This is a genomic window from Enterobacter sp. 22466, assembly GCF_052044775.1.
Lineage (GTDB): Bacteria > Pseudomonadota > Gammaproteobacteria > Enterobacterales > Enterobacteriaceae > Enterobacter > Enterobacter dissolvens.
Window position 1 is genome coordinate 39382 of the sequence record NZ_JBQENX010000013.1, and the last position, 18820, is coordinate 58201.

Annotated in this window: 19 protein-coding genes; 8 read left to right on the forward strand and 11 right to left on the reverse strand. The window is 55.8% G+C overall.

Translation table 11 applies throughout. The features are described 5' to 3' along the window. Positions 1-36 precede the first annotated feature (36 nt). Positions 37-783: a ferredoxin--NADP(+) reductase gene (gene fpr, locus ACTJJI_RS23745; protein WP_014833761.1), complete on the forward strand. Its 747-nt coding sequence runs from the start codon at positions 37-39 to the stop codon at positions 781-783. On the opposite strand, the gene ACTJJI_RS23750 is transcribed toward fpr, so the two are convergent. Then, positions 784-1203: a DUF805 domain-containing protein gene (locus tag ACTJJI_RS23750; RefSeq protein WP_014833762.1), complete on the reverse strand. Its 420-nt coding sequence runs from the start codon at positions 1201-1203 to the stop codon at positions 784-786. Between the two features lie 112 nt (positions 1204-1315). On the opposite strand from ACTJJI_RS23750, the gene ACTJJI_RS23755 reads away from it, so the two are divergent. Further along, positions 1316-1912, forward strand: coding sequence for a DUF1454 family protein (locus ACTJJI_RS23755; protein ID WP_046889522.1), 597 nt, complete (start codon positions 1316-1318; stop codon positions 1910-1912). A 111-nt stretch (positions 1913-2023) separates the two neighbouring features. After that, positions 2024-2791, forward strand: a complete 768-nt coding sequence (tpiA, locus tag ACTJJI_RS23760; protein WP_014833764.1) for a triose-phosphate isomerase — start codon at positions 2024-2026, stop codon at positions 2789-2791. Positions 2792-2838: 47 nt separating this feature from the next. Here tpiA and ACTJJI_RS23765 read toward each other — a convergent pair whose 3' ends face one another. From ACTJJI_RS23765 to cpxP, 6 genes are all read right to left on the reverse strand, one after another. Then, positions 2839-4143 (reverse strand): SLC13 family permease, encoded by a 1305-nt coding sequence (locus ACTJJI_RS23765; RefSeq protein WP_440655792.1) that lies wholly within the window; start codon positions 4141-4143, stop codon positions 2839-2841. A gap of 73 nt (positions 4144-4216) precedes the next feature. Further along, the gene (locus tag ACTJJI_RS23770; protein ID WP_014833766.1) at positions 4217-4960 is read right to left on the reverse strand and encodes a CDP-diacylglycerol diphosphatase; all 744 of its coding nucleotides are present in this window, start codon (positions 4958-4960) and stop codon (positions 4217-4219) included. A 110-nt stretch (positions 4961-5070) separates the two neighbouring features. Beyond that, positions 5071-6060: a sulfate ABC transporter substrate-binding protein gene (locus ACTJJI_RS23775; RefSeq protein ID WP_014833767.1), complete on the reverse strand. Its 990-nt coding sequence runs from the start codon at positions 6058-6060 to the stop codon at positions 5071-5073. A 215-nt stretch (positions 6061-6275) separates the two neighbouring features. Further along, a complete protein-coding gene (gene pfkA / locus ACTJJI_RS23780) occupies positions 6276-7238 on the reverse strand; it encodes a 6-phosphofructokinase (RefSeq protein WP_013099327.1) in 963 nt (320 codons plus the stop codon). A gap of 174 nt (positions 7239-7412) precedes the next feature. Then, positions 7413-8306 (reverse strand): CDF family cation-efflux transporter FieF, encoded by an 894-nt coding sequence (gene fieF, locus ACTJJI_RS23785; protein WP_046889524.1) that lies wholly within the window; start codon positions 8304-8306, stop codon positions 7413-7415. Positions 8307-8459: 153 nt separating this feature from the next. Then, positions 8460-8966 carry a cell-envelope stress modulator CpxP gene (gene cpxP, locus ACTJJI_RS23790; RefSeq protein ID WP_046889525.1) on the reverse strand — a complete coding sequence of 169 codons (507 nt, stop codon included), beginning with the start codon at positions 8964-8966 and terminating at the stop codon, positions 8460-8462. A 150-nt stretch (positions 8967-9116) separates the two neighbouring features. Here cpxP and cpxR point away from each other — a divergent pair, with 150 nt between their 5' ends. After that, complete coding sequence (gene cpxR, locus ACTJJI_RS23795) at positions 9117-9815, forward strand: envelope stress response regulator transcription factor CpxR (RefSeq protein ID WP_003862004.1); 699 nt, start codon at positions 9117-9119, stop codon at positions 9813-9815. After that, positions 9812-11185 (forward strand): envelope stress sensor histidine kinase CpxA, encoded by a 1374-nt coding sequence (gene cpxA / locus ACTJJI_RS23800; protein WP_050861146.1) that lies wholly within the window; start codon positions 9812-9814, stop codon positions 11183-11185. The genes cpxR and cpxA overlap by 4 nt, the downstream gene beginning before the upstream one ends. A 52-nt stretch (positions 11186-11237) precedes the next feature. Here the strand turns inward: cpxA and yiiM are convergent, their stop codons facing one another. Next, positions 11238-11912 (reverse strand): 6-hydroxyaminopurine reductase, encoded by a 675-nt coding sequence (gene yiiM / locus ACTJJI_RS23805; RefSeq protein ID WP_014833771.1) that lies wholly within the window; start codon positions 11910-11912, stop codon positions 11238-11240. A gap of 66 nt (positions 11913-11978) precedes the next feature. After that, positions 11979-12599, reverse strand: a complete 621-nt coding sequence (sodA, locus tag ACTJJI_RS23810) for a superoxide dismutase [Mn] (protein ID WP_003861999.1) — start codon at positions 12597-12599, stop codon at positions 11979-11981. Between the two features lie 288 nt (positions 12600-12887). Here sodA and rhaT point away from each other — a divergent pair, with 288 nt between their 5' ends. Beyond that, positions 12888-13922, forward strand: coding sequence for an L-rhamnose/proton symporter RhaT (gene rhaT / locus ACTJJI_RS23815; RefSeq protein ID WP_440655798.1), 1035 nt, complete (start codon positions 12888-12890; stop codon positions 13920-13922). On the opposite strand, the gene rhaR is transcribed toward rhaT, so the two are convergent. Then, positions 13923-14771 carry an HTH-type transcriptional activator RhaR gene (gene rhaR / locus ACTJJI_RS23820; protein WP_248063725.1) on the reverse strand — a complete coding sequence of 283 codons (849 nt, stop codon included), beginning with the start codon at positions 14769-14771 and terminating at the stop codon, positions 13923-13925. Positions 14772-14844: 73 nt separating this feature from the next. Continuing rightward, positions 14845-15681, reverse strand: coding sequence for an HTH-type transcriptional activator RhaS (gene rhaS / locus ACTJJI_RS23825; RefSeq protein ID WP_047360308.1), 837 nt, complete (start codon positions 15679-15681; stop codon positions 14845-14847). 301 nt (positions 15682-15982) lie between these two features. Between rhaS and rhaB the strand changes: the two genes are divergently transcribed. Further along, positions 15983-17452, forward strand: coding sequence for a rhamnulokinase (gene rhaB, locus ACTJJI_RS23830; RefSeq protein ID WP_431631312.1), 1470 nt, complete (start codon positions 15983-15985; stop codon positions 17450-17452). Continuing rightward, on the forward strand, positions 17449-18708 hold the full coding sequence (gene rhaA / locus ACTJJI_RS23835) for an L-rhamnose isomerase (RefSeq protein WP_014833777.1): 1260 nt from the start codon (positions 17449-17451) through the stop codon (positions 18706-18708). The genes rhaB and rhaA overlap by 4 nt, the downstream gene beginning before the upstream one ends. The last annotated feature ends 112 nt before the right edge of the window (positions 18709-18820 follow it).

The following is an 18820-nucleotide window of genomic DNA, read 5'->3' on the forward strand; positions in this document are numbered from 1 at the left end:
GGAAGATAGACATAAGAAACAGCACAGGAGAAGATCATGGCGGACTGGGTAACAGGTAAAGTCACTAAGATACAATTCTGGACCGATGCGCTATTTAGTCTCACCGTGCATGCTCCCATCCATCCGTTTACGGCCGGTCAGTTTGCCAAGCTGGGGCTGGATATCGACGGCGAGCGCGTGCAGCGCGCCTACTCTTACGTCAACGCGCCCGACAACCCGGATCTCGAGTTCTATCTGGTCACCGTCCCGGACGGCAAACTCAGCCCACGCCTGGCGGCGCTTAAACCGGGTGATGATATACAGATTGTGAGTGACGCGGCAGGTTTCTTCGTCCTGGACGAAATCCCGGACTGCGAAACCCTGTGGATGCTGGCAACCGGCACGGCCATCGGCCCCTATCTCTCCATTTTGCAGTACGGCAAAGACCTGGAGCGGTTTAAAAACATCGTGCTGGTCCATGCGGCGCGTTACGCCGCAGACTTAAGCTATCTGCCGCAGATGCAGGAGCTGGAACAGCAGTACGCCGGAAAGCTGAAAATCCAGACCGTGGTGAGCCGCGAAACGGCGGCGGGTTCGCTTACTGGTCGGGTACCGGCGTTAATTGAGAGTGGTGCTCTGGAAGAGGCTGTTGGCTTACCGATGCGTGCCGAGACCAGCCACGTGATGCTGTGCGGTAACCCGCAGATGGTACGGGACACGCAGCAGCTTCTGAAAGATACCCGGCAGATGACGAAACACCTTCGCCGCCGGCCGGGTCATATGACCGCCGAGCACTACTGGTGATCAGCGGTATTTCACCTCAAGGGTGTCTTTTCCGTATTTGTTTTCGCTCTGGGTGCCAATAAACGCGCCCAGATCGATAACCATCATTACAAAGATAATCGTCGGTAGCAGTTTGCCCACTACCCAGGGGAGGATGGACGGAAGCATCGACCAGTTCCCTGCCACCAGCATCCACGCCAGAATAATCAGAAAAGCCCATGCCCCCGAACGACCGCGATCGTGCAGGCGTTTCACCACCACAGCCGCCGTTGGCCACAGTAAACAAACCAGCGCAAACGCCGCGGTTTGGGTGCTCAGCCATGCGTTATAGGCCACAAAAAACAGAAGCAGCATGGCGACAATCCACGCGGCCATCCAGATCCAGAAGTCACGGCGTCCAATACGCCCTTTGAATGAAAACAACCACTGCTGTATGGTCATGTAAGGTTCCTTATTATCATATAGTGCGCATTTTACCCTGGAGTTGTGACCTTTTGACAAGCCGACCATATATCGATTTAATCATGAGCACTTACGGCCAGGGGCAATGTTGATGAAAAATTCGGCACACTCTCTTTTCCTGTGTTTAGCGATGTTAAGCACCGGTTTTCCCCTGCATGCCGCCGAAACCACTGCCCCGACTACTGCGCCCTATCTTCTGGCGGGTGCCCCGTCGTTCGATCAGTCCATCAGTCAGTTTCGCGAAACCTTTAACCAGACCAACCCAACGCTGCCACTGGATGAGTTTCGTGCCATTGATAGCGCCCGCGATACCCCAACCCTGACACGTGCCGCCAGCAAGATTAACGAGAACTTGTACGCATCAACGGCGCTGGAGCGCGGCACGCTAAAAATCAAGAGCATGCAGATCACCTGGCTACCTGTTCAGGGGCCGGAGCAGAAAGCCGCTAAAGCGAAGGCACTGGAGTACATGAGTGCGGTTTTGCAGGCATTCACCCCTGCACTGACAAAAAAACAGAGCCAGCAAAAGCTCCAAAAACTGCTGGCCGCGGGTAAAAACAAGCGCTACTACGCCGATACCGAAGGGGCAGTGCGCTATGTGGTGGCAGATAACGGCGAAAAAGGCCTGACCTTCGCTGTTGAACCGATTAAGCTGGCACTATCAGACACACTCGGAGGGGCGAATTAATGACAAAAAGCAAAGCCTTTCGAGGGAAAATCTCTATACTGATTCACAGACCATGCTGCCCGTCAGGGTGGCCATATTCCTTAATTCGCTTATTGAGCGTGGAGAATTGAAATGCGACATCCTTTAGTGATGGGTAACTGGAAACTGAACGGCAGCCGCCACATGGTAAACGAACTGGTTGCTAACCTGCGTACAGAGCTGGCTGGCGTGACAGGCTGCGCGGTTGCTATCGCTCCGCCGGATATGTACCTGGATCTGGCTAAACGTGCCGCTGATGGCAGCCACATCATTCTGGGCGCACAGAACGTTGACGTTAACCTGTCTGGCGCATTCACCGGTGAAACCTCTGCTGAAATGCTGAAAGACATCGGCGCGAAATACATCATCATCGGCCACTCTGAGCGTCGTACCTACCACAAAGAATCCGACGAATTCATCGCGAAGAAATTTGCGGTGCTGAAAGAGCAGGGTCTGATCCCGGTTCTGTGCATCGGTGAAACCGAAGCAGAAAACGAAGCGGGCAAAACTGAAGAAGTGTGCGCACGTCAGATTGACGCGGTGCTGAAAACGCAGGGCGCGGCAGCATTCGAAGGCGCGGTTATCGCTTACGAGCCAGTATGGGCGATCGGTACCGGCAAATCTGCCACCCCAGCGCAGGCTCAGGCGGTTCACAAATTCATCCGTGATCACATTGCGAAAGCCGACGCGAAAGTGGCAGAGCAGGTTATCATCCAGTACGGCGGTTCCGTAAACGCCTCCAACGCAGCTGAACTGTTCACCCAGCCAGACATCGATGGCGCGCTGGTTGGCGGTGCATCCCTGAAAGCTGACGCTTTCGCGGTGATCGTTAAAGCGGCAGAAGCGGCTAAACAGGCGTAATGCTGTTGTGGCGGGTAGCGCTTGCGCTTACCCGCCCTGCCATATCGCTACAACCGGCCCAACACACTAAACCATAAATAATCCAGCGGCAGCAGCACCAGATACGTGGCAATCGCCAGCGCCAGACAAAGCACCATCCCCGCCTTTGCAGGCACCTTTCCTAGTCCCATCGCCACCACAATCGGCGACGCCTGATACGGCAGCAGCGGCGTGGAATAGCCCAGCACCTGAATCATGATGACAGACAATAGCGGGAAGCCCGTCGCCTCCGAGAAACTCTGCGCCAGTGTGGTGTACAGCGCCGGAACCCCGTTAGCCGTCATAATAAAGTTCAGTGCCGTGGTGATCCCGGTCAGCGCCAGGAAACTGGTGAACGGTTTGTCGGCATCCAGCGGCATAATCTGCAGCAACGTCTCCCCCACCGCCGTGCCGATGCCGGTTTGCGTCACCACAATCGCCAGTCCAAGGATGCCCGCCACGTAAATACAGGTGCGCATATTCACCCCCGTCGAGAACTCTTCTCCGGTGATAAAACCAACGCGTGGCAGCATCACAATGACCGATGCCGCCAGCCCCGTCCATGCAGGCCCCACACCGTGCCAGCTCTCCGTCACCCACATTCCCAGCACCAACGTCAGCAGCCAGGCGAGACGTTTTTCATCTCGCCCCATCGGTTCAGCGGGCGCCAGCTCCCTGGGCGGCTGCGGGCTGCCGGGGAATAACCAGCAGATTAAGCCAATCAGAATCCCCCCTTTGAGAATACCGAGCACCGGCGTGTGCAGCAGCAGATAAGGAACGTAGTTCAGATGAATGCCGTATGATCCTTCTGCCGCGCCGCTCATCACCAGGTTAGGGACGTTGGCAGGCAGGATGGTGGCCGAAAGCTGGAACGTGCCGAACCCGACAGCCAGCGCCAGTCCAAACCAGGCGCGTGACCCGTCGGCAATACCGGCGCGTTTTGCCATGGCAGCAACGATGGGCATCAGCAGCGCGATACGCCCCATGTTCGATGGCATCACAAATGCCAGGGCATAGCTCAGCAGAACCACGCTGGCTACCATCAGCACCCAGGAGTCGGTAAGCCTGGCGGAGAGCGCCCGCGCGGCCCTGTCAGCCAGACCGGTTTTGCGGATCGCCACGCCAAGTACAAAGCCGCTGAACACCAGCCAGAAAGCAGACGAGGCAAAACCGCCAAAAATAACCTCCGGCGGGGCTATTCTGGCGGTCATCGCTGCCGTGAAGAACAGCAGCGCGGTGATGAATTCCGGTAGTAGCGACGTCGCCCATAACACAATGGTGACGCCGACTATCGCTGAGGGCACAAACAGAGGGTGGGTTAACCAGAGCGACATGCCTGTCTCCTGTCGTTTTTTTCAGCAAGTCTACGGCGACAGGCAGGACGAGTAAACGCTATTTATGGTGGGGTCACTTCAGGATATCGCATTGATGATCCTGCAATTCCTCAGCCGACGCGCGGTTAAGCGTAAGCAGATTCCGTTCAGTCGCCAGCAACACAAACGAGCCATCCGACTGCTGAGCCATCGCCAGCGCGAAGCGCCCCATATGATCACGCGCTTCCGGTAACTCTTCTGCCAGCATCATAAACGGGCTCCGCTGTACCAACTCGTTCTCCGTCACCCGGCGGGCGAGATATTCATGCCCTTCCAGTCCGCCAGGAAGTGGCAGCCATTGGGTGCTGATTTGCCCCTGCACGGCATTGAGCTTCTCGCGCACGTCCGGGCGCAGGCAGGAGATGTGAATATGGAAATGGTTCTGCGTGCGGCCCGTGGGTGAGTTGATGGTCAATGATATTGCGCTGTCCGGCACCTCGGATCCATGCTTCATGCTCATAAAGCTACGGGCCTGCCATGCCAGCCAGAAGAAATTGGGTGTTTGAGGCTGTGTCAGAAGCGGGCTTTCGGTGCCGTTGATGCGGTAGGTCGGCATCAGCAGGTACTGCAGTGGCCCGTTGCGATCCTTGAACACCACATAGCCCGCGTCAGGTTTCACCTGCGCACACGGCGCCGGATGACGATGTTGGATCTGATTGGGTACACACTGGTCGAGCACGATGTGACGCAACGCATTTGGATTACCTGCTTTCATCCAGTACACGCCACCCGCGGCAAGGGCGATAACGATCAGAATCAGTAAGATAATTTTTTTCACAACGCGTTCCCTGTTTTCAATAGAGGCCAAAGAGTAACGCAAAATGATGACCAAATAAAAAACCCGGTGGATTTCTCACACCGGGTCACCGTGTCGTTCGTTACAAAACGTTAGCGTTTGCTGATCTGATCGAAGGTTCCGCCGTTAGAGAAGTGCTCTTTCTGCGCTTTCGTCCAGCCACCGAACACGTCATCAATAGTGAAGAGTTTCAGTTTAGGGAATACGCTTTCGTATTTCTTCGCCACTGCCGGATCGCGTGGACGATAGAAGTTCTTCGCCGCAATTTCCTGGCCTTCTGGCGAGTAGAGATACTTCAGGTAAGCTTCCGCCACCGCTTTGGTCTCTTTTTTCTCAACCACTTTATCCACCACAGAAACGGTCGGCTCCGCGAGGATAGATTCGCTCGGGGTCACGATCTCGAATTTGTCTTTACCCAGTTCGTTGGTCGCCAGCAGGGCTTCGTTTTCCCAGGCAATCAGCACATCGCCAATGCCGCGTTCTACGAAGGTATTGGTTGCGCCACGCGCGCCGGAGTCCAGCACCTCAACGTTTTTATACAGCGCTTTGACGAACTCCTGAGCTTTGGCTTGATCGCCATTGTTGTGATGCAGGGCGTAGCCCCAGGCTGCCAGGTAGTTCCAGCGTGCGCCACCTGAGCTTTTCGGGTTCGGCGTGATGACCGACACGCCGGGTTTCACCAGATCGTTCCAGTCATGAATCTGTTTTGGGTTGCCTTTACGCACCAGGAAAACGATGGTCGAAGTGTATGGCGCGGAGTTATCCGGCAGGCGTTTAATCCAGTTTTTATCAATACGGCCACGTTCGGCAATCGCGTCCACATCGTAGGCCAGCGCCAGCGTCACCACATCCGCTTCAATGCCGTTGATGACGGACGTCGCCTGCTTACCAGAGCCGCCGTGAGACTGGCGAATCACCACATTGTCGCCTGTTTCCTGCTTCCAGTGTGCCGCAAAGGCTTTGTTGTACTGCTCGTACAGCTCACGTGTCGGGTCGTAAGACACGTTCAGTAACTGGATATCCTTAGCCAGAACGCTGGTCGATGCCAGCAATAATGTTAAACCCACGCCCCATTTATTCATCGCCCAGCTCTCATGTGTTTTGTTTTGATGAATGCAGCGTGCCAGAAACGGAATCGATGATTAAAGAATAAAAAAAGATTGGCTATAACTTTAAGGAATAAAAAATGGGTGAGTGGCCTGATGCCCTCACCCCAGCCCTCTCCCACGGGAGAGGGAGCAAACATAAAAAAACGGTAACCCAGGGGTTACCGTTTTGCATTTACCCTGGATACCTATCAGTACAGTTTTTTCGCGCAGTCCAGCCAGTCACCTTTGAACGGACGCTTCATGTTTTCAATGGCGTCGATGATGTCATGGTGAACCAGTTTTTCGTTCTGAATACCAACGCAACGACCGCCGTGGCCCTGCAGCAGCAGTTCAATGGCGTACGCGCCCATACGGGAGGCCAGGATACGGTCGTATGGCCCCGGGGAACCACCACGCTGGATGTGACCCAGAACGGTCGCGCGGGTTTCGCGTTTGGTTTCTGCTTCAATGTACTTCGCCAGCTCATCAACGTCACAGATATGCTCGGTGATCGCGACGATGGCGTGTTTTTTACCTTTGGCGATACCGGCTTTGATTTCTGCAACCAGATCTTCACGGCTGAATTCCACTTCCGGTACCACGACGAACTCACAACCGCCCGCGATAGCCGCAGCCAGAGTCAGGTCACCACAGTAACGGCCCATCACTTCAACGATGGAGATACGCTGGTGAGAAGAAGAGGTGTCACGCAGGCGGTCAATTGCTTCCACAACAGTTCCCAGGGCGGTGAAGTAACCGATGGTGTAGTCAGTGCCTTTGATGTCGTTGTCGATGGTGCCAGGCAGACCGATGCACGGGAAGCCCATTTCAGTCAGACGTTTTGCACCCATGTACGAACCATCACCACCGATAACAACCAGTGCGTCGAGGCCGCGTTTTTTCATGTTCTCGATAGCCACTTCACGTACGTGTTCGTCGCGGAATTCCGGGAAGCGCGCAGAACCGAGGAAGGTACCACCACGGTTGATCATGTCGGACACGCTGTAACGGTCGAGCTGAACCATACGGTCTTCATACAGACCCAGATAACCATCATAGATACCAAAAACTTCCAGACCTTCCGTCAGCGCTGCACGAACAACCCCACGAATTGCCGCGTTCATGCCCGGCGCATCACCGCCGCTTGTCAACACACCGATTTTCTTAATCATGACTACCTCTGAACTTAGGAATGCAAAATTGAAATCTGTTGCCGGAAGAAACTTGTCGACCAACGAATACTGCAAATAGTATATCAACCACTTCCAGCTGAATTGATTCAGGTCAGACCAAATGGCGGTAATTTATACACAAAATGCTGGCCTGGCTCACTTTTTTACAACGAATTACGAAAGCCCAACATAACCGGGTACAACCGAGCAGGGATCCTGGTGAATAATGACGTCCGATCCAGGAAAACGCTGCAAAATCGCCTGCTCCACCTGCTCAGCAATAACGTGAGCCTGAACCAATGGCAGGTTGTCTTCCATTTCTATGTGAATCTGAATAAAGCGGGTCGGCCCTGACTGCCGCGTACGAAGATCGTGAGCACCACTGACGCCCGGCCAGGAGGTCACGATAGTATAAATTTCATCGCGTTCTGCGTCGGGAAGCGCACGGTCGAGAAGCGATTGCACCGCGTCATACCCCATCCGCAAGGCGCTATATAAAATATAGATGCCAATCCCTAACGCAAACAACGCATCGGCCCGATGCCAGCCATACCAGGCCAGACCGAGCGCAATAAGAATAGCGCCATTCATCATAACATCAGACTGATAATGAAGCATATCTGCCCGTACGGCCTGGCTTTGGGTTTTGCGAACCACCCAGCGCTGAAATGTTACAAGAACGAGGGTGCATATAAGTGCAGCCACTGTCACAATCACGCCCACACCGGGATCGTTCATCGGCGATGGCGAAACAAGATGCTGAATGCCGGTTAAAAACAGGAACAGCGCAGAGCCGGAAATAAACATGCTTTGCGCCAGCGCCGCCAGCGACTCGGCTTTGCCGTGTCCGAAGGTGTGCTCTTCATCCGCCGGTTGCAGTGAGTAACGCACCACCAGCAGGTTGGTCAGCGAGGCGGCAATATCCATCAGCGAGTCCACCAGCGCCGCCAGAATACTGACCGAGCCCGTGTACCACCACGCAAATATTTTGATGACCAGTAAGCTTGAGGCCACGACCGTTGCGGCAATGGCGGCCCGGCTGACCAGTCTTCCATAGGATTGATTCATAAATACTCCTGTCATGCCATGCCGCTAGTATAACGGAAGGTTACGGAGTCAAAGGATGAATAAACGGTTAACACATCAGAATGAAGGGCAAAAAAAACCCCCACATCATGTGGGGGAAGACAGGGATGGTGTCTATGGCAAGGAAAACAGGGTTTACTGGTTACTACGGGTACTGCTATTGCTACTGAAAAACGTCGCTTCTGAGCTTCGCTGCATCCGTGCAACCTCACGCAACTGGTCCATTCGTTGCTGATGTTTCTGGTTCAAAACCGCTTGCTGCTCGGGCGATAACAGGTGGAACATCTGGTTGCGGACCTTCGCCATTTCTACCTGGCGGGCAACCTGCTCCTGTGCCATTTTTTCGGCCTGAGCGCGTACAGCGCTTTCGTCAAAATTTTCTGCGGTGACAAGGCGATGCATTGTCTCCATTTCGCTAACATTAACAGGGGGCTGATCGTGTCGTGCCCTCTGCATCAGATCTCGCATCTGTTGACGCTGATGTTCGGTTAAACTTATGCCGTCAAACATATGGCTTTGGCTGCTGTGCTGCGTTATGCCCTCTTGTGAGGACTCGTTATCGCCGATGATAGCTACAGCGGCCTGGCTAAACGCACTGAACGCCAGCGTTGAGGCCATGACGGCAGCGGTAACTTTGCGCATCACTTGCTCCCAAAATCTTTCGTGTCGCGATTCAACGAGAGACAGTCTACGATTCAGGCTGCAAACATGCGTCAGGGGGTGTAAAACAACGTAAAGTCATGGATTAGATAGCCTTGATGTCGTAATTTCTGCCTCGGAGGTATTTAAACAATGAATAAAATCCTGTTAGTTGATGATGACCGAGAGCTCACATCTCTTTTAAAGGAGTTGCTCGACATGGAAGGTTTCAACGTTCTGGTCGCCCATGATGGCGAGCAGGCGCTGAGTCTCCTTGACGACAGCATCGATCTACTTTTGCTCGACGTCATGATGCCGAAGAAAAACGGCATTGATACGCTGAAAGAGCTTCGCCAGACACACCAGACCCCCGTTATCATGCTGACCGCGCGCGGCAGCGAACTAGACCGTGTACTTGGCCTTGAGCTGGGTGCGGATGACTATCTACCTAAGCCGTTTAACGACCGTGAACTGGTCGCCCGTATTCGCGCTATCCTGCGTCGTTCCCACTGGAGCGAACAGCAGCAGAATACTGACAACAGTTCACCGACGCTGGAAGTGGACTCCCTGAGCCTGAATCCGGGCCGTCAGGAAGCGAGCTTTGACGGTGAAACGCTGGAGCTGACCGGCACCGAGTTCACGCTGCTGTATCTGCTGGCGCAACATCTCGGCCAGGTGGTATCGCGTGAACACCTAAGCCAGGAAGTGCTGGGTAAACGCCTCACACCGTTTGACCGCGCTATCGATATGCATATCTCGAACCTGCGTCGCAAGCTGCCGGAGCGTAAAGACGGTCACCCGTGGTTTAAAACCCTGCGTGGTCGCGGCTATCTGATGGTCTCCGCTTCATGATAGGAAGCTTAACCGCCCGCATCTTCGCCATCTTCTGGCTGACGCTGGCCCTGGTTTTAATGCTCGTTTTGATGTTGCCAAAACTCGACTCACGCCAGATGACGGAGCTTCTCGACAGCGAGCAACGTCAGGGCGTGATGATCGAGCAACACGTAGAAGCCGAGCTGGCAAACGATCCGCCAAACGATTTGATGTGGTGGCGCAGGCTGTTTCGCGCTATCGACAAATGGGCACCTCCCGGACAACGCCTGCTGCTGGTGACCAGCGAAGGCCGCGTGATTGGCGCAGATCGCCACGAAATGCAGATTATCCGCAACTTCATTGGCCAGGCGGATAACGCCGATCATCCGCAGAAGAAAAAATATGGTCGGGTTGAGATGGTGGGTCCTTTCTCCGTCAGAGACGGGGAAGATAATTACCAGCTCTACCTGATTCGCCCTGCGAGCAACTCCCAGTCCGATTTTATTAACCTGCTGTTTGACCGTCCGCTTCTGCTGCTGATTGTGACGATGCTGGTCAGTTCACCGCTGCTGTTATGGCTGGCGTGGAGTCTGGCAAAACCGGCGCGTAAGCTGAAAAATGCCGCGGACGAAGTGGCACAGGGCAACCTGCGACAGCACCCTGAGCTGGAAGCCGGACCGCAGGAATTTCTTGCCGCCGGGGCCAGTTTCAACCAGATGGTCACCGCACTTGAGCGCATGATGACCACGCAGCAACGTCTGCTGTCGGATATCTCGCACGAACTGCGTACGCCGCTCACGCGACTCCAGCTGGGCACCGCGCTGCTGCGCCGCCGCAGCGGTGAAAGCAAAGAGCTGGAACGTATCGAAACCGAAGCCCAGCGTCTGGACAGCATGATCAACGATCTGCTGGTGATGTCGCGCAATCAGCAGAAAAACGCGCTGGTGAGTGAAACGGTGAAAGCCAATCATCTGTGGCATGAAGTGTTAGACAACGCGGCGTTTGAAGCGGAGCAGATGGGTAAATCGTTCACCGTCAACTTCCCGCCGGGGCCATGGCCGCTGTACGGTAACCCCAACACGCTGGAGAGCGCGCTGGAGAATATCGTGCGTAACGCCCTGCGCTACTCGCATACGAAGATTGAGGTGGCCTTCTCGGTGGATAAAGACGGCATCACGATCATTGTCGATGATGATGGTCCTGGCGTGAGTCCGGAAGACCGCGAGCAAATTTTCCGTCCGTTCTACCGCACCGACGAGGCGCGGGATCGTGAATCTGGCGGCACCGGGCTGGGTCTGGCGATTGTTGAAACCGCCATGCAGCAGCATCGCGGCTGGGTGAAAGCCGACGACAGTCCGTTGGGCGGGCTGCGGTTAACGCTGTGGTTACCGTTGTATAAGCGTTCGTAATCCCCTCACCCTATCCCTCTCCCCTTTGGGGAGAGGGCCGGGGTCAGGGGCACTATTTCCCCCACAATCTCCGCGAATTATCCTCGATCTGCCGGCTACTGCGGCGTTTCTGCATTGTTCTGGTCCAGCTGGTGGATAACCCTGCCGCCGACAACAGGCGATGATACTGCTCGTCATCAAACGGCATATGCCAGGCAATGGCGCAGGCGTCATACACCGACACATCGCTGAGGCGCGACACCAGCTCCAGCGGCGCATCCACGGATACCTGACCCGCCAGCACCACCCGGTACAACCAGCCCGTTTTGCCGGCGCTCTGCAACCGTGCGGACATGTCGTTGATGCCGAAATGGAAGTTAAGTTTGAAGCACGGCGAGCGTGGCTGCGTCACCTGAATAAGCGCCTCGCCCCAGCGGAAGATATCGCCGATGAAGACATTCTTCTCGGTCAGCCCTTCGGTGGAGAGATTTTCCCCAAACGCGGGGGCAACGAAAAGGTCCGCCTGCTCGGGGAATTCGGTAATCCAGTATTGATAGTGCTCGCGCGGATAGTGGCACAACGCGCGCTCGGGCCCGCCGTGGATTTTCTTCTCGGCCTGCTCGTCCCCCGCAAGCCCAAGATCGGTTAACGTCAGCTCACCGTCAACCTGCACTTTGGCGATGGCGCTCGGGCGGCTGCCGTCGTATTCCCTTACCTTGCCTGTAAACACATTCACCGGGTAATGCATCTCTACTCCTTCAGATACAAAAAAAGCGAGTCATCAGACTCGCTTCTCACAGGCGTCAATGCAACCTTATTTTTTCGCAGCGAAACGTGCTGCTGCTTCGTCCCAGTTCACCACGTCCCAGAAGGCTTTGATGTAGTCCGGGCGACGGTTCTGGAACTTCAGGTAGTAAGCGTGTTCCCACACGTCCAGACCCAGGATTGGGAAACCGGATGCGCCAGAGATCGCTTCACCCATCAGCGGGGAATCCTGGTTAGCGGTAGAAACCACCGCCAGTTTGTCACCTTTCAGTACCAGCCACGCCCAGCCGGAGCCGAAACGGGTTGCAGCGGCTTTCTCAAATTCCGCTTTGAAGTTGTCAACGGAACCGAAGTCACGTTCGATAGCCGCTTTCAGGTCGCCCTGCAGGGTAGTACCGGTTTTCAGGCCTTTCCAGAACAGGCTGTGGTTCGCGTGACCACCTGCGTTGTTACGCAGTACGGTTTTCTTGTCCGCTGGCAGCTGGTCCAGTTTGGTGATCAGCTCTTCAACAGGCAGGTTAGCGAACTCTGGCAGGCTTTCCAGCGCAGCATTCGCGTTGTTCACATAGGTCTGGTGGTGTTTAGTGTGATGGATTTCCATCGTCTGCTTGTCGAAATGCGGTTCCAGTGCGTCATAGGCATACGGCAGGGATGGCAGTGTATAACTCATAATCCTCTCCATTAGTGTCGGGCGGCACAGCTGTTAATGCCGCGTAAGCAGTTGGTTCATTATAGTTAATTAAATGATATTGAAAATGATTATCAATGCCGTAGTTTTTATAAGGTTATTCAGATTTTGCATGATGACAAAATTGTGAGACTGCTCACCCGGTTAACGTGCTGATTGCCATCCAAAACAGAAGTGCGGCAACCTTCTGAAGGTTCATGAACCGCCTAATTTTTACACTCATCAAGTCGGCGGGAAGCCACCGACTATAAAAACGATGAGGACGTAAAAATGAATCATGCGATTACGATGGGTATCTTCTGGCATTTGATAGGCGCAGCCAGTGCAGCCTGTTTCTATGCCCCGTTTAAAAAGGTGAAAGGGTGGTCGTGGGAAACCATGTGGTCAGTTGGCGGTACCGTGTCCTGGCTGATTTTGCCGTGGACCATTAGCGCCATGCTGCTCCCGGATTTCTGGGGCTACTTCACCTCCTTCAGTGCCTCTACCCTGCTGCCGGTGTTTCTGTTCGGTGCGATGTGGGGCATCGGCAACATCAACTACGGCCTGACCATGCGCTACCTCGGGATGTCGATGGGTATCGGCATCGCGATTGGCATTACCCTGATCGTCGGCACGCTGATGACGCCCATTCTTAACGGCAATGTCGACGTGTTGATCAACACCAAAGGCGGGCAGATGACGCTGCTGGGCGTGCTTGTCGCGGTGATCGGCGTGGGTATCGTCACCCGTGCGGGTCAACTGAAAGAGCGCAAGATGGGCATCAAAGCCAAAGACTTTAACCTGAAGAAAGGGCTATTGCTGGCAGTGATGTGCGGCATCTTCTCGGCGGGCATGTCGTTCGCCATGAACGCCGCAAAACCTATGCACGAAGCGGCCGCCGCGCTGGGCGTCGACCCGCTGTACGTGGCACTGCCTAGCTACGTGGTCATCATGGGCGGCGGTGCGCTGGTCAACCTCGGCTTCTGCTTCATTCGTCTGGCAAAAGTGAAGGATCTGTCGGTAAAGGCCGATTTCTCACTGGCAAAATCCTTAATCCTCACCAATGTACTGCTGTCGATGCTGGGTGGCCTCATGTGGTACCTGCAATTCTTTTTCTACGCCTGGGGTCACGCCAGCATTCCACCGCAATACGACTACATAAGCTGGATGCTGCACATGAGCTTTTACGTGCTGTGCGGCGGGCTGGTTGGGCTGGTACTGAAGGAGTGGAATAACGCCGGGCGTCGTCCGGTGGGCGTACTGAGCCTGGGCTGCGTGGTGATCATCATTGCCGCTAACATTGTCGGCCTCGGCATGGCGAACTGATTACGCTGCCTTTCGACTACGATGACGCCACTGAACCGGCGTCATCCCCACCTCGCGGTTAAACACCACCGAAAAGTAGTTACTGTCCTCAAATCCACAGCGCATCGCCACTTCACTGACCATCAGCTCCGTATGCTGGAGCAGATACTGGGCGTGGCAGATGCGCAGCTGGCGCAGGTAGTGGTTCACCGTCATCCCCGTCTGGGTGCGGAACTGCTGGCGCAGCGCGCGCTCGCTACACTGCTCCTGCTCGCAGAACTTTTCCAGCACGAAACTTTTGTTAAGGCTGCCCGCAAGCCGGGTGATCAGCTTATCCAGCAGCGCTTCCTGTGCGGTCGCGGAGGGGTTATCGGTGGCATAACGATGGCGTTTGAGGGTCATGACCAGCTGGGCGAAAAGCAGTTCTGACATCGCATTTGCCTCCGGATCGCTCTTCTGACTCTCCTGCTCGAGCTGGGAGATCGTCTGGCGCACCTGAGCCATGCCGTTGCTGCTTAAGCGCCAGTGCGGTTCACCTCTGGCATTAAGAAAACCGGGGACATGGGCCGCCCAGTCGACATTCAGTTTGAGTCGGTCCGGGCAGTAGATGACGTTCTGCAACACCAGATCGTTAACCGAGGCGTAGGCGTGTTTATCTTCGGCGCGAATGTAAAAAAGATCGCCACGCGTGATGCGGTAGGGTCTGTCGTTGAGGATATGTAAACCATTGCCGCGCCACACCAGCACCAGCTCGCAAAACTCGTGGGTATGCACGGCAAAGACATTTTGCGGGTAGCGGTCGGCCACCGCGACGGCCTGACTCGCGGAGGCAAAAAAATCATCTTTGCGAAGGATTAACTGAGCGGCCACACCCTAACCTCTACGGCGAATAACCGGACATTATTAGCCTTTTTGCGGCAATAAAACGGTGATTGCCTTCGCGTTACTGGAGTGAAGTATCCTTCCCCTGACGGATATCGCGTGGGGACCAGTTAAATTCGCGGCGAAAAAGGGTCGAAAAGTGATTACTGTCGCCAAAACCGCAGCGATAGGCGATATCCGTGACGCTTTCATCGGTGTGACGCAAAAGGTGACGCGCTTTAATCAGGCGCAGGCGGTTGAGGTAGCGCTGCGGCGTCAGCCCCGTGTGCTGCTTGAGCTGACGATGGAGCGTACGCAACGACAGCGAAAAATCATCCGCCAGAGTTTCCCAGCAAATGTCCTCGGCGAAATGGTCCTCCAGCCAGGCCATCAGCTGGTTCAGCCGCGCGTCGTTATTTTCCAGCCCTTCCACCAGGCTACTGCGCCGCAGCAGTACCAGCAGCTGCATAAACAGCAGCTCGCGGGTGGCAATGGCATGCATCGCCTGCCCGTCCTCGCTCTGCTCCAGTTGATTCACCAGCTGGCGCACCTGCTGCAACGTGGACTGATTGACCCGCCAGTGCGACGGGTAGTGTCCATCCTGCTCCTGGGGCAGGAGCTTGTTTAAACCCGACAGAAACTGGAATGCGTCCGGCGAACGATAGAGCACGTTGGTCAGGCACAGGTTGTCGGTATGTTCATACAAATGCCTGTCGTGATCGCGCACAAAGCACACCGTACCGCCGCTGATGGTGTACGGCTGGCCGTTAAAGACGTGAATGCCTGTCCCATGCTCGACAATCACAATTTCATGAAAATCATGATGATGTTCAGGAAACGCAGCCTGCGGGAGCCGTGGCTCAATCGCGACCGGAGACGTTCCCGACGGGAAAAAATCGACGCTGTGCAGTACGGTCATAACGGCCCCCACCAATGAGAAAAGTTCTCAAAATAGTAATTAAGGCCTTCCACACTCACCTTAAATTTTTGACAGCAAACGTCGCAAAAGCTGTCCATTTTTCAAGAAACAGACGGAAAAATCGGGAAATGCGGTCAGCGTCACATTGCCCGAAAACCCCGCCCTGACTGGAAATTGTGAACTCCCTCACGTTCATCTTTGCTTTCTTGCCAGCGCGAGATTCGGGCTGTCAGTGACGAGAAGGTGGTCTTTTCTTCCCTTTTTTACACTCAACACCAATGACTTAAGAAGGGACCTGACCATGACTTTTCGCCATTGTGTGGCTGTCGATTTAGGCGCATCCAGCGGCCGCGTAATGCTCGCCACCTGGGACTGCGGCCAGCACACACTTACGCTTCGCGAAATGCACCGTTTCGCCAACTGCCTGCAAAAACAGGACGGTTTTGATACCTGGGATATTGATGCCCTGGAAGCGGAGATCCGCACCGGGCTGAACAACGTCTGCAATGACGGCATACGCATCGACAGCATCGGCATTGATACCTGGGGCGTGGACTACGTTTTGCTCGACAGCCACGGCGACCGCGTCGGCCTGCCCGTCTCGTATCGCGACAGCCGCACCGACGGGCTGATGGCACAGGCCATCGCGCAGCTTGGCAAGGACACCATCTATGGCCGCAGCGGCATTCAGTTTCTGCCCTTTAACACGCTGTATCAGCTGCGCGCGCTGGTTGAGCAGCAGCCGGAGCTGGTCAAAAAGGTGGCGCACGCGATGCTGATCCCGGACTACTTAAGCTACCGGCTGACCGGCAACATGAACTGGGAATACACCAACGCCACCACCACCCAACTGGTCAATATCAACACCGACAGCTGGGATGAACACCTGCTGGCCTGGACAGGCGCCTCACCGTCCTGGTTCGGCACGCCGACCCATCCGGGTAACGTAATCGGTTACTGGATTTGCCCACAGGGAAATGAAATCCCGGTGGTCGCTGTCGCCAGTCACGACACCGCCAGCGCGGTGATTGCCTCCCCGCTGGTCAGCAAAGATGCGGCTTACCTCTCTTCCGGCACCTGGTCGCTGATGGGCTTTGAGAGCAAAACGCCCTACACCAGCGACGCGGCAATGGCGGCGAACATCACTAACGAAGGCGGTGCCGAAGGACGCTACCGCGTGCTGAAGAACATCATGGGCCTGTGGCTGCTCCAGCGAATGCTGAAAGAGCAGCACATTTCCGACCTGCCGGCGCTTATCGCAGAAACCGAAAAGCTGAAGGCCTGTACGTTCCTGATCAACCCGAACGACGACCGCTTTATTAATCCGGTGCATATGAGCGCTGAAATCCAGGCCGCCTGTTTTGAAGCCGGGCAGCCGGTACCGTCCAGTCCTGCCGAGCTGGCGCGCTGCATTTTTGACAGCCTCGCCCTGCTCTATGCGGATGTTCTGAGCGAGCTGGCGAGCCTTCGCGGTAAACCGTTCAGCCAACTGCATATCGTGGGCGGCGGCTGCCAGAACCAGCTGCTGAACCAGCTCTGCGCCGATGCCTGCGGCATCACCGTGGTGGCGGGTCCGGTGGAGGCGTCCACGCTCGGTAACATCGGCATTCAGCTGATGACCCTGGACGAACTTTCAGACGTCGACGAATTCCGCTCGGTGGTCACCGCGAATACCTGCCTGACCACCTTCATTCCTAATCCCTGCCATGAAATTGCCCGCTACCGGGCGCAGTTTCAGCAAAAACGACTGACTAAGGAGCTTTGCGCATGACCACTCAACTTGAACAAGCCTGGGACCTGGCTAAACAGCGTTTCGCCGCCGTCGGCGTGGATGTCGACGCGGCGCTGCGCCAGCTCGACCGTCTGCCGGTCTCCATGCACTGCTGGCAGGGCGATGACGTCGCCGGCTTCGAGAACCCGGGCGGTTCCCTGACGGGTGGCATTCAGGCGACGGGTAACTACCCGGGCAAAGCGCGCAACGCCACCGAACTGCGTGCGGATCTGGAGCTGGCGCTGAGCCTGATCCCGGGACCAAAACGCCTGAACCTGCACGCGATCTATCTGGAGTCTGACGAGCCGGTGGCGCGTAACGCAATCAAACCGGAGCATTTCAGGAATTGGGTGGAGTGGGCGAAAGCCAACAAGCTGGGTCTGGACTTTAACCCGTCCTGCTTCTCGCATCCGCTGAGCGCGGACGGGTTTACCCTCGCGCACGCCAACGACGACATTCGTCAGTTCTGGATCGACCACGTCAAAGCCTGCCGCCGCGTCTCGGCCTGGTTTGGCGAGCAGCTTGGCACGCCGTCAGTGATGAACATCTGGATCCCGGACGGCATGAAAGACATCACCGTCGACCGTCTCGCCCCGCGTCAGCGCCTGCTGGCCGCGCTGGATGAGGCCATCAGCGAAAAACTCAATCCGGCGCACCACATCGACGCGGTGGAGAGCAAGCTGTTCGGCATTGGCGCGGAGAGCTACACCGTCGGCTCGAACGAGTTCTACATGGGTTACGCCACCAGCCGTCAGACCGCGCTGTGCCTGGACGCCGGTCACTTCCACCCCACAGAAGTGATCTCCGACAAAATCTCCGCCGCCATGCTCTTCGTGCCGCGCCTGCTGCTGCACGTCAGCCGTCCGGTGCGCTGGGACAGTGACCACGTGGTACTGCTGGATGACGAAACCCAGGCGATTGCCAGCGAAATCATCCGTCATGACCTCTTCGACCGCGTGCACATTGGCCTCGACTTCTTTGACGCCTCCATCAACCGCATCGCAGCGTGGGTGATCGGCACCCGCAATATGAAAAAAGCCTTGCTGCGCGCGCTGCTGGAGCCAACCGCAGCGCTGAAACAGCTGGAAGCAAACGGTGACTACACCGCGCGCCTGGCGCTGCTGGAAGAGCAGAAATCCCTGCCATGGCAGGCCGTGTGGGAGATGTACTGCCAGCGCAACGACGCGCCTGCAGGCAGCCAGTGGCTGGAAAACGTGCGTGCGTATGAGAAAGACGTATTGAGTCAGCGCGGGTAATTTTGCCCTCACCCTACCCCTCTCCCACAGGGAGAGGGAACTTTTACCCCCTCTCCCTGTGGGAGAGGGCTGGGGTGAGGGATTCAACCTCACCGCGATAACTGGAAAAGAA

What these genes read in the sequence shown, in the direction of transcription:
- ACTJJI_RS23765 (WP_440655792.1), bottom strand. Translation starts at nt 4,143, where the DNA reads ATGTCGCTCTGGTTAACCCACCCTCTGTTTGTGCCCTCAGCGATAGTC.
- rhaA (WP_014833777.1), top strand. Translation starts at nt 17,449, where the DNA reads ATGACCACTCAACTTGAACAAGCCTGGGACCTGGCTAAACAGCGTTTC.
- pfkA (WP_013099327.1), bottom strand. Translation starts at nt 7,238, where the DNA reads ATGATTAAGAAAATCGGTGTGTTGACAAGCGGCGGTGATGCGCCGGGC.
- ACTJJI_RS23775 (WP_014833767.1), bottom strand. Translation starts at nt 6,060, where the DNA reads ATGAATAAATGGGGCGTGGGTTTAACATTATTGCTGGCATCGACCAGC.
- rhaT (WP_440655798.1), top strand. Translation starts at nt 12,888, where the DNA reads ATGAATCATGCGATTACGATGGGTATCTTCTGGCATTTGATAGGCGCA.
- yiiM (WP_014833771.1), bottom strand. Translation starts at nt 11,912, where the DNA reads ATGCATTACCCGGTGAATGTGTTTACAGGCAAGGTAAGGGAATACGAC.
- ACTJJI_RS23750 (WP_014833762.1), bottom strand. Translation starts at nt 1,203, where the DNA reads ATGACCATACAGCAGTGGTTGTTTTCATTCAAAGGGCGTATTGGACGC.
- rhaS (WP_047360308.1), bottom strand. Translation starts at nt 15,681, where the DNA reads ATGACCGTACTGCACAGCGTCGATTTTTTCCCGTCGGGAACGTCTCCG.
- fieF (WP_046889524.1), bottom strand. Translation starts at nt 8,306, where the DNA reads ATGAATCAATCCTATGGAAGACTGGTCAGCCGGGCCGCCATTGCCGCA.
- sodA (WP_003861999.1), bottom strand. Translation starts at nt 12,599, where the DNA reads ATGAGTTATACACTGCCATCCCTGCCGTATGCCTATGACGCACTGGAA.
- ACTJJI_RS23755 (WP_046889522.1), top strand. Translation starts at nt 1,316, where the DNA reads ATGAAAAATTCGGCACACTCTCTTTTCCTGTGTTTAGCGATGTTAAGC.
- cpxA (WP_050861146.1), top strand. Translation starts at nt 9,812, where the DNA reads ATGATAGGAAGCTTAACCGCCCGCATCTTCGCCATCTTCTGGCTGACG.
- cpxR (WP_003862004.1), top strand. Translation starts at nt 9,117, where the DNA reads ATGAATAAAATCCTGTTAGTTGATGATGACCGAGAGCTCACATCTCTT.
- fpr (WP_014833761.1), top strand. Translation starts at nt 37, where the DNA reads ATGGCGGACTGGGTAACAGGTAAAGTCACTAAGATACAATTCTGGACC.
- cpxP (WP_046889525.1), bottom strand. Translation starts at nt 8,966, where the DNA reads ATGCGCAAAGTTACCGCTGCCGTCATGGCCTCAACGCTGGCGTTCAGT.
- tpiA (WP_014833764.1), top strand. Translation starts at nt 2,024, where the DNA reads ATGCGACATCCTTTAGTGATGGGTAACTGGAAACTGAACGGCAGCCGC.
- rhaB (WP_431631312.1), top strand. Translation starts at nt 15,983, where the DNA reads ATGACTTTTCGCCATTGTGTGGCTGTCGATTTAGGCGCATCCAGCGGC.